Genomic DNA, 12,256 nt, shown 5'->3' on the forward strand with positions numbered 1-12,256 from the left:
GACTTCGGCCCGGACGCCAGGCCCGGGCCGAGGAAGGGAAAGCGGCGTGATCAGCCCTGTTTCAGCCGACCCAGCAACTGGGCCGTGGAGGCGTCCAGCCCCTGCACGTCGCCGCTGGCGAGCCGCGGCTCCAGGTCCTTGGCCAGTACCTTGCCCAGCTCCACGCCCCATTGGTCGAAGCTGTTGATGCCCCAGATCGCGCCGCTGACGAACACCCGGTGCTCGTACATGGCGATGAAGGCGCCCAACGACTCGGGCGTAAGCTCGTCCAGCACGAAGAAGCTGCTCGGCCGGTTGCCGGGGAAGTTGCGATGCCCGCCCGCGTCGGCCTTGCCCACCATCAGCGCCTGCGCCTGCGCGAGGGCGTTGGCGAGCAGCTTGGCATGGTGGCCTTCGAGCGAATGCGCCGGCTGGCGGACGGCCACGAATTCCAGCGGCACCACGTCCGTGCCCTGGTGCAGCATCTGGAAGTAGGCATGCTGGCCGTTGGTGCCCGGCTCGCCCCACAGCACGGGCGAGGTGCCCACGGCGAGCGGCCGGCCGTCCTGGTCCACCTGCTTGCCGTTGCTTTCCATCTCCAGCTGCTGCAGGTAGGCCGGCACGCGGCGCAGCGCGCTGTGGTACGGCGCGATGCAGCGGCTGGTGAAGCCCAGGAAGTTGCGGTACCAGACATCCAGCAGGCCCAGCCGCACCGGCAGGTTGTGGGCCAACGGCGCGGTGCGGAAATGCTCGTCCATGGCATGGGCACCCGCCAGCAGACGGCGGAAGCCTTCGGCCCCCACAGCCAGCGCGACGGGCAGGCCGATGGCCGACCACATCGAATAGCGGCCGCCCACCCAGTCCCAGAAGCCGAAGGTGGTGTCGATGCCGAAGGCGCGCGCCGCATCGACGTTGGTGGTGAGCGCCGCGAAGTGGCCGGCGATGTCGGTGCCGCCGGACTGCTCGTACCAGCGCTTGGCCGACTGGGCGTTGGCCATGGTCTCGGCCGTGGTGAAGGTCTTGGAGGCGATCAGGAACAGCGTGTGCTCCGGCGCCAGGCCCTTGAGCACGCCGGCCAGTTCATGCCCATCCACGTTGGACACGAAGTGGAAATGCTTGCCCGGCGCCACCTGCTCGGCCAGCGCCAGCACGGCCATCTGCGGGCCGAGGTCGGAGCCGCCAATGCCGATGTTGACCACGTCGGTGATGGTGTGGTCGGACCGCACCTTCTCGGCGTAGGTCAGCATGGCGTCCAGCGTCTCGTGCACCGCCGGCAGCTCGGCTGCGGCAGCCGGGGCCAGGCCCGTGGCACCGGCGGGCGTGCGCAGCAGCCAGTGCATGACGGCGCGGCCTTCGGTGCTGTTGATCGGCTCCCCGGCGAAGAGCGCGGCCCGCTTCGCTTCCAGGCCGCAGTCGGCGGCCAGCTGCAGCAGGACCTGCTCGACCTCGGCGTCGATCAGGTTCTTGGACAGGTCCGCGAAGATGTTCGGCGCCTCCTGGCTCAGGCCAGCGGCGCGGCTGGCATCGCCGGCGAAGGCCTGGCGCAGGTCGAAGCCCTGGCGCTCTGCACGCAGGGCCTGGAGGCGGGCCCAGGCGGGCGTCTGCTCGCAGCGCACGGGCATCAGGCGGCTCCCATCAGCTTGTCGAGCTTGACCGCATCGGCCGTGAAGCCGCGGATGCCCTCGGCCAGCTTCTCGGTGGCCATGGCGTCTTCGTTGAGCGCGAAGCGGAAGGCCGGCTCGTCGAGCGTGACCTTGGGGATGTCGGCGCGGTCGCGCGCCGAGGCGGCGTCCAGGGCCAGCGCGAGCGGTGCCTCGCTGGCGGCCAGCTCGGCCAGCAGCTCGGGGCTGATGGTCAGCAGGTCGCAGCCGGCCAGCGCACCGATCTGGCCCACGTTGCGGAAGCTCGCGCCCATCACCTCGGTGGCGATGCCGTGGCGCTTGTAGTAGTCGAAGATGCGGCGCACGGACTTCACGCCTGGGTCGTTGGCGCCGGCATTGGCGGCCTCGTCCCAGCTGCCGCCAGCGCTCTTCTTGTACCAGTCGTAGATGCGGCCCACGAAGGGCGAGATGAGCTTGACGCCCGCCGCACCGCAGGCCACGGCCTGGGCGAAGGAGAACAGGAGCGTCAGGTTGGTGTGGATGCCACGGGCCTCCAGCTCGCGCGCGGCCTCGATGCCCTCCCAGGTGGCAGCGATCTTGATCAGCAGCCGCTTCTCGACGTCGATGCCCTCGGCCTTGTACAGATCGACCAGCCGCAGTGCACGGGCCACGGTGGCCGTGGTGTCGAAGGAAAGGCGCGCGTCCACCTCGGTCGACACCCGGCCAGGCACCAGCGCCAGGATCTCGCAGCCGAAGCGCACCAGCAGCCGGTCCACGATCTCGTCCAGCGGCCGGCCGGCATGGCGCGACAGGGCCTCGTCGAGCAGCGGCCGGTACTCGGGCTTCTGCACCGCCTTCAGGATCAGCGACGGGTTGGTGGTCGCGTCCTGCGGCTTGAACTGGGCGAGCTGACGGAAGTCACCGGTGTCGGCGACCACGGTGGTCCATTGGCGGAGGGCGTCGAGTTGGTTCATGCAAACGATTATGTCGCGCGACTGTGGCGCAACCCGCGTGCGCACGCGGCTTTTGGCTGGTGGCTGACAGGCCACGCGCGCCGGGGACGCTAAGTTGTCATGCTGTTCCGATCCACTCACCGGGAGACCCCATGAGCCGTACCGGCCACGACCTGAGCGAGAGCCAGGCCCTCGATAACGACCACGCCACCAGCCACCGCATCGCGCTGCTCGCGGCCGCCTTCTGCGTGGGCGGAATCGCCGCCATGGCGGGCCTGAAGTGGGCCCGCCGCCGGCAGTTGCCCGCCGGCCCCGCGGACGGCGCCCCGTTGATGCGCGCACCGCTCCAGGTGGTCGCGCCGGTGGACCTCAAGCGCTATGCGGGCGTCTGGTACGAGCAGGCCCGGCTGCCCAACCGTTTCGAGAAGGCCTGCGGCGGTACCGTGTCGGCTGAATACACCCCGCTGCCGGACGGCACGGTCGAGGTGCGCAACCGCTGCCTCCGGCAGGACGGCCAGGTGGACGAGTCGGTGGGCATCGCCCACGCCGTGCGCGTGGCAGGCCTGCCCGGCGCCGGCCGTCTGGCGGTGAGCTTCGCACCCGCATGGCTGCGCTGGCTTCCGGTCGTGTGGGGCGACTACTGGATCCTCAAGCTCGACCGCGACTACCAGGTGGCGCTGGTGGGCACGCCCAAGCGCGACTACCTGTGGGTGCTCTCGCGCGTGCAGCACCTCGACGAGGCGAGCCTGGCCACCGAACTGGACTACGCCCGCACGCTGGGCTTCGACATCGACCAGGTCGTGCGAAGCGGCGCGCAGGACGCGCCCGCCTGAGCGGGCCACGCAAGCGCCCAGGCCCGCGGCACGTGCTCAGGTGCCAAGCGCCTTGTCCACCATCCGCGGCAGTTGCGCAGCGAGCGCAGCCGGCGAGGTGCAGTGCAGCGCCTGCCAGCCCAGGGCCATCGCCGACTCCACGTTCGGCACCGAGTCGTCGATGAACAGGGTGTCGGCAGGCACCAGACCATGACGCCACGCCAGCAATTCGAAGATCTCGGTATTCGGCTTGATGCGCTTGACGTCGCCCGAGAACACGCCGCCGTCGAAGCGCCCGAACAGTTCGGGCAGGCGACGCTCCAGCGCCCGCGCGTAGGGCAGCGGCATGTTCGAGAGGTAATAGAGCTTGAGCGACGCGCCCGCGTCGCGCTGCTCGGCCAGCCGGGCCAGCATGTCGACGGTGACGGCCACGGGCTGAAGGATCTCGCCCAAGGGCACGACCAGTTCTCTGACCGCATCCGGCGGAAGCTGGAGTCGCTGGGCGGTGCGCGCCGCCACGTCCTCGGCTTCCCGCAAGCCGCCGTCGAAATCCAGCCAGTCCTGATGGTGAAAGAAGGCCCGGACCAGCGCATGGGCCGAGGCGTCGTCGGCCGCCCGCTGCGGGAAGTGCTTTTTCAGGTGATCGGCGGGTTGCCAGTCGATGAGCACGCCGCCGAGATCGAAGACCAGGTTCATGGCGCGATTGTCGTCCGCCCTCTGCAGGCCCTGGCCAGCAAGCCAGCAAGACCCGTCATGCGGCGTACATCCGTGGATGCGGCATGTGGCGCGCCGCTTACAGTCGGGGCCCCGCATCCACCGCGCGCGCAGCGCGCATGTTCTGCCCCATGAGTTTCGACCTCGTTCTTTTCGGCGGCACCGGCGACCTGGCCTGGCGCAAGCTGATGCCCGCCCTCTTCCAGGCCTTCCGCCACGGCAGCCTGCCGGCCGGTGGCCGCATCATCGGCGTGGCGCGCGATGACCTGTCGGATGCGCAGTACCGCGAACTCATCCAGTCCCGCTTCAAGGCCGTCGAAGGCGCCAAGCGGCCCAGCCCGGAGGAATTCGAGAAGTTCGCCGACCTGCTGCATTACCTGCGCATGGACTTGTCCAAGCCGGCGGACTACGAGCGCCTGGCGCAGACGCTCCAGCAGCGCGATGCCGACACGGTGGTGATGTACCTGGCCACCGCGCCCTCGCTCTTCACCCAGACCGTCGAGCGCATCGCCGCCGCCGGCCTGGGCGGCCCCAAGACCCGCGTGGTGCTCGAGAAGCCGCTGGGCCATGACCTCGCCTCCAACCGCGCCATCAACGCTGCCGTGGGCCGCGTGCTGAAGGAAGAGCAGGTCTTCCGCATCGACCACTACCTGGGCAAGCCCTCGGTGCAGAACCTGTTCGCCATGCGCTTCGGCAACGCGCTGTTCGAGCCGCTGTGGCGCCGCGAGTACATCGCCAGCATCGAGATCACCATCGCCGAGGACCTGGGCGTGGAAAAACGCGGCGCCTTCTATGACCAGACCGGCGCGCTGCGCGACATGGTGCAGAACCATGCGCTGCAGCTGTTATGCGCCGTGGCAATGGAGCCGCCCATCAATGCCCATGCGGACGCGCTGCGCGACGAGAAGCTCAAGGTGCTGCGCTCCCTCAAGCCCTGGACGCCCGAGTCCATCGGCATGCACGCGGTACGGGGCCAGTACACCGCCGGCACCGCCTACGGCGAGCGGGTGCAGGGCTACCTGCAGGAGCCGGGCATCGACCCGGCCAGCCGCACCGAGACCTTCGTCGCCCTGCGCGCCGAGATCGCCAACTGGCGCTGGGCCGGCGTGCCCTTCTACATCCGCACCGGCAAGCGCCTGGCCTCGCGCGATGCGCGCATCGAGGTCAACTTCAAGCCCACGCCGCACGCCATCTTCCGCGCGCCGGCCGGGGCCAGTGCCAACAAGCTGGTGATCAACCTGCAACCCAAGGACGGGCTGGAGCTGCACCTGCTGGCGCAGGCCCAGAACAGCCGCAAGCGCAGCGGCGACGGCACCCAGCCGCTGGCCACCGTGCAACTGGACCTGGACTTCGGCCAGCGCTTCGGCACCGAGCGTGTCGGCGCCTACGAGCGGCTGCTGCTGGACGTGATCGACGGCCGGCTCAACCTCTTCGTGCGCAGCGACGAGCAGGAAGAGGCCTGGCGCTGGGTCGAGCCGCTGATCGAGGCCTGGCAGAACGACAGCGGCCCCCGCCCCTACGCCGCCGGCACCTGGGGGCCAAGCGCGAGCAGCGCCATGATCGCGCGCGACGGGCTGGCCTGGAGCGAAGAGCAGTAGGGGCAGGCGCTCAGGGCGCCTGGTAGCTCTTGGTGCTGTAGAGCTCCACCGGCAGCTTCTTCAACGCCGGCAGGCCGGTGACGCTGTCCCTGGCCTGCGACTGGATGTAGTCCATGAACACGTCGGCATCGAGCACGCCGATGTCCAGGCGCCGCGCCGCGGGCACGGCGGCCAGCGTCTTGTACCCATCGCCGCCGTTGGCGTTGAAGCTCAGCACGAAGAGCTTGTAGGTCTTGCTGGCGTCCAGTGCGGCCCAGGCGCCGGTCTTCGCGTCGCGCACCTCGATGTTGCTGGTGCGCGCGCCCTTGGCCAGGCGCGCATCCACGTCGAAGCGCAGGCCGCCGGTGTAGGGATAGGGGCCGGTCGTGCCGCCGGTGCCGTAGACCGCGTCGAGCCCGTCCTCCAGCATCGCCTTCACCTCCGCACCAGTGATGTCCAGCCGGAACAGCATGTTGCCGAAGGGCAGCACCTGGATCACCTGCGCCGCAGTCACCTTGCCGGGCACGAGCGAAATGCGCACGCCGCCGCCGCTCTGCAGCGAGATGTCGGCGCCGCCGTACTTCTTCTGCGCCACTTCCAGGTAGGCCTGCGCCACCAGCTGCTGGATGTCGCCGCCACGCAGCGACACGCTGCCGAGCGTGTTGCAGCTGCTGCTGGACCGCGAATAGTCGACCGTGCCGGCGCCGCCCGGCACGCGGCGCGAGCACAGCTCGTCGACCGCCACGGCCACGTCGGTCTTGTTGAAGACCTCGATGCGGTCGGCGAAGGGCTTGAGCACGGCGCTGGCAGTCGCATCGGGCGCCACGGTGTAGAGCAGCCCGTTGGTGGCCGCGACGTCGGCCTGGATGGCCTTGCGCTGGGCATCGGTGGGCGCCTTGCCGGCGAGCGTGTAGTTGTCGCCCACCAGCACATGCGGCGTGCCGCTGCAGGCCGTGACGTCGCCGTTGGCGTCGAAGCTGACCTTGAGCTCGCCCACCACCTGCGCGTATTCCCAGGCCTGCACCACGCAGACGCGCTTGCCGTCCTTGTTGGTGATCTGCGTGGGGTAGGCGCCGGCGGGCGAGCCCACGCCCAGCGCGGTCAGGGCGTCGGGGCCGAGCAGCGTGTGCGAATCGCCGCCCACCACCACGTCCACACCGGACAGCGCCTTGGCCACCTGCAGGTCGTACTCGTAGCCGATATGGCTCATCAGCACGATCTTGTCGATGCCCTGGGCGCGCAGGCGGTCGATCTCGCGCTGCGCGGCGATGGTCTCGTCCTCGAAGGTGGTGTCGGCGTCGGGGCTGGAGGAGGCCTTGGTCTTGCCCGCGATGGTCAGGCCGACGATGCCGATCTTCTGGCCACTGCGCTCGACCACGGTGGACCGCTGCACGGCGCCTGGCGCGCGCGCCGGGTTGAGCGCCGAATTGGCGCCGAAGACGACGTTGGCGCTCAGCGCGGGCGTCTTGCAGCGGCCCTGGCGCAGCAGGTCCAGGAAGTTCTTGAGGCCGCTGTCGCCCTTGTCGAACTCGTGGTTGCCCAGCGTGAAGGCATCGAAGCAGACGGTGTTCATCAGCGCCGCGTCGGCCTCGCCGTCGGCGCCGGCACGGTTGAAGAACAGCGTGCCGGTGAGCGCATCGCCCGCATGCAGCTTGAGCACGTTGGCCTTGCCGGCCGCCAGCTGGTTCATGGCGGCCGTCACGCGCGCAAATCCCGCCGCCTCGACGCTGACCGTGCTGCGCGTGGCGTCGCCCGCCTGCAGTTGCAGCGTGCGCGTCTTGGCCGCCAGATTGGAATGGTGGTCGTTGATGTGCAGCAGCGTGAGTTCGAGCGGTGCCCGCGCCGGCGCCGCGGCCGGCGCGGGCGCTGGCGCTGGTGCCGACGCTGCAGGCACCGGCGTCGCGCTGCCGATCTGCAGGGTGGAAGCGCCGCCGCCACAGCCCGCAAGGCCAAGGCAGACGGCGGCCGCGAGTGTGCCGATCACAGTTCGATCCATGGAAGTTCCCCGTCCTTCGTTGTTGCAGCCGTGCATGCTGGGGCGCCCGGATGACGAAGCGATGAAGCGGGGAACACCGACAGGGGATTGGCGCCGCATGGCGGATGCGGTGCCGGACGAGTGGCGATTGTCGCGGCCGGGCGCCGCACACATGAAGGCGGCGCGGGAGGCGCATCGGCCCCTCCCGAGACAAGCGCGCGTTCAGGAGCGCCCGGGCGGGCGCTCAGGCCGCTGCGGTGCGGACGACCGACACGCCCTGGCGCCCGAGCGCCAGTTGCGTCCGCTCGCCCTGCGCGATCGGCTGTCCCGCATGGCCGCTCAGCACGAAGACCGGCCCCAGGGGGGTGTCGAAGCTGTATTCGTAGCCATGACCCAGGTACGCAGCCTTGGCACACACCGCCGGCAGGCCGTCGGCCGCACCGATCTGCCAAGCTTCAGGCCGCACGGCCAGCTTGACCGGGCCGGCGGGCAGCGGCTGGGGCGCGGACCAGGCGATCGGTCCCAGGCGCACCCGGCCATCGGCCTCGACCTCGCCGGCGAAGACCATGGCCTCGCCCATGAAGCCGGCCACGAATTCGCTCTCGGGCTGGTTGTAGAGCGCCTGGGGCGTGCCGCGCTGGGCGATCACGCCATGGTCCATCACGATGATCTGGTCGCTCACGGCCAGCGCCTCGCCCTGGTCGTGCGTCACATAGGCCACGGTGAGTTGCAGCCGCTGCTGGATGGCGCGGATCTCCTCGCGCATCTCGCGTCGCAGGCGCGCGTCCAGGTTGGACAGCGGCTCGTCGAAGAGCAGCACCGCCGGCTCCAGCACCAGCGCGCGCGCCAAAGCCACCCGCTGCTGCTGGCCGCCAGACAGCTCGCTGGGCAGCCGTTCGTCGAAGCCCACCAGCCCGACGCCGCGCAGCGCCTCGCGGGCGCGCGCGGCCACCTCGGCCTTGGCGACGCGGCTCATGCGCAGGCCGTAGGCCACGTTCTCGATGACGTTCATGTGCGGAAAGAGCGCGTAGCTCTGGAACATCATCGACACGTTGCGCTCGGCCGGGCCGAGCGTGGTGACGTCGCGCCCGCCTATGAGGATCTGGCCCGAGCTGGGCGACTCCAGCCCCGCAATCATGCGCAGCGTGGTGGTCTTGCCGCAGCCCGAGGGGCCGAGGATGGTGGTCAGCGTGCCCTTGGGCACCTCGAAGCTGATGCCCTTGACCGCCAGCGGCGCATTGGCGTCGCTGCCGTAGCGCTTGGTGACGTTGCGAAATTCGATGCCGTCGCTCATCTGTGCGTATTCCGTGTTTCTTTTGCGCGCGTCATGCGGCGACAGGTGGCGCCACCTTGCGGCGTCCAAGCCGGCGCTCGCCGACCAGCAGCTGGATCAAGGCGATGGCCAGCGACATCAGCACGATCAGCACCGTGCAGTACGCCAGCGCCACGCCGTAGTCGCCGTTGCCCACGCGGCCGATGATGTAGGTGGTGGCCAGTTCGTTCTCGGCCGTGACTAGGAAGATCACGGCGCTCACCGTCGTCATGGCCCGCACGAAGCTGTAGACCAGCGCGGCCACCAGCGCCGGCTTGAGCAGCGGCAGCACCACGCGCATGAGCGTCTGCGCGGTGGAGGCCCGCAGCATGAGCGAGGCCTCGTCCAGCGAGCGGTCGAGCTGCTTGAAGGCGGCCGTGCCCGCCCGCACGCCCACCGGCAGGTTGCGGAACATGAAGCACAGCACGATCACCAGGCCCGTGCCCGTGAGCTCCAGCGGCGGCACGTTGAAGGCCAGGATGTAGCTCACGCCCAGCACCGTGCCCGGAATCGCGAAGGCCAGCAGCGCGGCGAACTCGAAGGCGCCCTGCCCCTTGAATTCGTTGCGCGCCAGCAGCCAGGCGATCAGCAGGCCCAGCGCCGCCGTCAGCGGCGCAGACAGGCCCGCCAGCCTGAGCGTGGTCCACAGCGAGTTCCACGCCGTGCCCGCCCACACCAGGCCGAACTGGCCCCACTCCAGCGAGAAGGCCGTGCGGAAGTGCTGCAGCGTGAGCGTGTAGTCGCGCCCCCAGGTCTGCACGAAGCCGCCTGCGAAGGCGAACAGGTAGACCACCACGGTGAAGCCGATCCACGGCAGCGCCACGCACTGCACGGTGCGCAGCACGCCCGTGGGCAGCGGCATGGGCACGCCGGAGTCACCCTTGCCGCTCACGGTGGTGAAGTTCTGGCGGCCCAGCAGACCACGCTGCACCGCGAACACCAGCAGCGCGAAGAGGGTCAGCACCCACGCCAGCGAGGCCGCCCGGCCCTGGTCGTACTGCGCCCCCACGATGGCGAAGAAGATGTCGGTGGAGAGCACCGAATACTGGCCGCCCACCACCACCGGGTTGCCGAAGTCCGCGATGCTCTCGATGAAGCCCACCAGGAAGGCATTGGCCAGCCCGGGCTTGAGCAGCGGCAGCGTCACGGTGCGGAAGGTGCGCCAGCGGTCGGCCCGCAGCATCAGGGCCGCCTCTTCCAGGCTGGGCGCAATGCCCTGCACCACGCCGCGCATGATCATGAAGGCGATGGGCGTGAAGGCGAAGAGCTGCGCCGTGAGGATGCCGGGCAGGCCGTAGAACCAGCGCGTGGCAGGAATGCCGAACCACGCTTCAAGCGCCTGATTGACCACGCCCGCGCGGCCGAACAGCAGGATCAGCCCCAGCCCCACCACGAAGGGTGGCGTGATGATGGGCAGCAGCGCCACCACCTTCAGCGGCCCCTGCCAGCGGCGTGCGCCGCGCTCGGCCATCAGCGCGATCAGCGTGCCCAGGAAGGTGGTGCCGGCGGCCGTCAGCAGGGCCAGCAGCAGCGTGTTCCAGGCCACGCCGCAGCTCGTGCCGCCGCCGACGCAGCCCAGGCCCCAGATGCGTTCGGTGAACACCCGCGCGCCGAAGGCAGCGAGCGACGCATGCCCGTCCTCGTCGAAGAAGGCCGCCGACAGCGCCTTGCCCACCGGCCAGCCGATGAACATGAGCAGCACCATCCCACAGCCCACCACGGCCGCGGAGACGAACAGGTCGCCGCGGAAGAAGCCCAGCCGCGCGAGCCCGAAGGCGGCCAGCACGACAAGCATCGCGAAGACGACGAAGCCGCCGATGCCGATGCCGAACTGGTTGACCTGCAGTTCGCCGAACAGCGTGTTGAGTGCGGCGAAGCTCCAGCCGCGCGCGCCGATGGCCAGACCCGACACGGCCAGCGCCAGCGCGCCGAGGCCGCCGCCCGCCAGCCACCAACGGCCCTGGGCGCGGCCTGGCGCCAGGCTCGAGCCGATCATGCACAGCACCAGTCCGGCCAGGCCCGCGAAGAGCCATGGCCGCCCCTGCTTCGCAGCCTGGATCAGCCCATCGGCCGCATCGCCTTCACGCCAGATGCCGGGCAGCGCCTGCCACCAGCTGGTGTCCTGGATCGCATACCAGGGCAAGAGCGCATAGGCGACGAGCCCGATCGCGATGCACGACCAGGCCGCCGCGTTCGAACGGGGGGCGCGCACTCAGCGGGGCAGCGAGTTGACTTCTTTTTCCCAGCGGGCGATCAGGCGTCGCCGCTCGGCGCTGGCGCCGTAGGTCTTGTAGTCGTAGTTGATCAGCTTGATCTTCTTGAAGTCGGGCACGTTGGGGTCGACCACCGTGGCCTTGTTCGACGGCAGCTGGTATTGCTTGGAAGCCGCACCGAAAGCCTGCGCCTGGGGCGTCAGCGCCCATTCGTAGAACTTCTTGGCCTGCTCCAGGTTGCGGGCGCCCTTCACGATGCTCATGGAGCCGATCTCGGCGCCGGTGCCTTCGGCGGGCGTCACCGTCTCGACCGGGAAGCCCTGCATCTTCTCCTGCGGCGCGTCGTGCACGAAGCTGATCGACACCGCGGTCTCGCCGCGCGCCACCGCCTTGATCGGCGCGGTGCCGGAACGGGTGTAGGCCGAGACGTTCTTGTGCAGGCCCTTGAGGTATTCGAAAGCCTTGTCCTCGCCCATCAGCTGCACCAGCGTCGCGATCATGGTGTAGGCCGTACCGCTGGACGCGGGGTTGGCCACCTGGATGTCGCCCTTGTACTCGGGCTTGAGCAGGTCGGCCCAGCTGCGCGGCACCGGCAGCTTCTTCTTGGCCAGCAGCTCGGTGTTGTAGCCGAAGCCCAGCGGGCCGGAGTAGATGCCCACCGTGCGGTAGCCCGATTGCTGGGCCTGCTGCTGCGCCCAGGGGTACAGCTGCGTGAGCGTGGGCGACTTGTATTCCAACGTGAGGTTCTGCTCGGCGGCCTGCAGGTGCGGATCGCCCGTGCCGCCGAACCAGACGTCCGTCTTGGGGTTGTCGCGCTCGGCGATCAGCTGGGCCAGCGCCTCGCCCGAACCCTTGAGCGCCAAGTTGATCTTGACGCCGGTGGTGCGCGCATAGACGGTGGCGATCATGTTGCACCAGTCGGCCTGCACGGAGCAGATGACGTTGACCTGCTGGGCACTGGCGGCCGATGCGGCGGTGGCGAGGGCCGCCGCCATGAAGGCGCGGCGGAAGGTCTGTTGTTGTCGGAGCATCTTGATTCCGGAAAGAGAAGGGCCCGGCGTCGCCGGACCGGGCTACCGACCTTACGCCCCCACCCCGCGACGGGCATCGGTGGAACTAC

9 protein-coding genes are annotated in these 12,256 nt (G+C 69.6%); 2 read left to right on the forward strand and 7 right to left on the reverse strand.

Annotation, left to right across the window (positions count from 1 at the left end):
* Nucleotides 1-50: 50 nt before the first annotated feature.
* Both pgi and tal read right to left on the reverse strand, forming a co-directional pair.
* On the reverse strand, nt 51-1,601 hold the full coding sequence (gene pgi / locus KBC94_RS13110; RefSeq protein ID WP_294370640.1) for a glucose-6-phosphate isomerase: 1,551 nt from the start codon (nt 1,599-1,601) through the stop codon (nt 51-53).
* Nucleotides 1,601-2,554, reverse strand: coding sequence for a transaldolase (tal, locus tag KBC94_RS13115; protein ID WP_294370642.1), 954 nt, complete (start codon nt 2,552-2,554; stop codon nt 1,601-1,603). The genes pgi and tal overlap by 1 nt, the downstream gene beginning before the upstream one ends.
* Before the next feature lie 131 nt (nt 2,555-2,685).
* On the opposite strand from tal, the gene KBC94_RS13120 reads away from it, so the two are divergent.
* Complete coding sequence (locus KBC94_RS13120) at nt 2,686-3,366, forward strand: lipocalin family protein (RefSeq protein ID WP_294370644.1); 681 nt, start codon at nt 2,686-2,688, stop codon at nt 3,364-3,366.
* A gap of 36 nt (nt 3,367-3,402) precedes the next feature.
* On the opposite strand, the gene KBC94_RS13125 is transcribed toward KBC94_RS13120, so the two are convergent.
* Nucleotides 3,403-4,041, reverse strand: a complete 639-nt coding sequence (locus tag KBC94_RS13125) for an HAD family phosphatase (RefSeq protein ID WP_294370646.1) — start codon at nt 4,039-4,041, stop codon at nt 3,403-3,405.
* Between the two features lie 149 nt (nt 4,042-4,190).
* On the opposite strand from KBC94_RS13125, the gene zwf reads away from it, so the two are divergent.
* On the forward strand, nt 4,191-5,657 hold the full coding sequence (gene zwf, locus KBC94_RS13130; protein WP_294370648.1) for a glucose-6-phosphate dehydrogenase: 1,467 nt from the start codon (nt 4,191-4,193) through the stop codon (nt 5,655-5,657).
* Between the two features lie 10 nt (nt 5,658-5,667).
* Here the strand turns inward: zwf and KBC94_RS13135 are convergent, their stop codons facing one another.
* From KBC94_RS13135 to KBC94_RS13150, 4 genes are all read right to left on the reverse strand, one after another.
* The gene (locus KBC94_RS13135) at nt 5,668-7,632 is read right to left on the reverse strand and encodes a 5'-nucleotidase C-terminal domain-containing protein (protein ID WP_294370650.1); all 1,965 of its coding nucleotides are present in this window, start codon (nt 7,630-7,632) and stop codon (nt 5,668-5,670) included.
* A gap of 223 nt (nt 7,633-7,855) precedes the next feature.
* Nucleotides 7,856-8,905, reverse strand: coding sequence for an ABC transporter ATP-binding protein (locus tag KBC94_RS13140; RefSeq protein WP_294370652.1), 1,050 nt, complete (start codon nt 8,903-8,905; stop codon nt 7,856-7,858).
* Between the two features lie 31 nt (nt 8,906-8,936).
* The gene (locus KBC94_RS13145) at nt 8,937-11,135 is read right to left on the reverse strand and encodes an iron ABC transporter permease (RefSeq protein ID WP_294370654.1); all 2,199 of its coding nucleotides are present in this window, start codon (nt 11,133-11,135) and stop codon (nt 8,937-8,939) included.
* A complete protein-coding gene (locus tag KBC94_RS13150) occupies nt 11,136-12,167 on the reverse strand; it encodes an ABC transporter substrate-binding protein (RefSeq protein ID WP_294370655.1) in 1,032 nt (343 codons plus the stop codon). It abuts the gene before it with no gap.
* Nucleotides 12,168-12,256 lie beyond the last annotated feature (89 nt).

The organism is Pseudacidovorax sp. (assembly GCF_017991995.1).
Classification (GTDB): Bacteria; Pseudomonadota; Gammaproteobacteria; order Burkholderiales; family Burkholderiaceae_C; genus Xenophilus.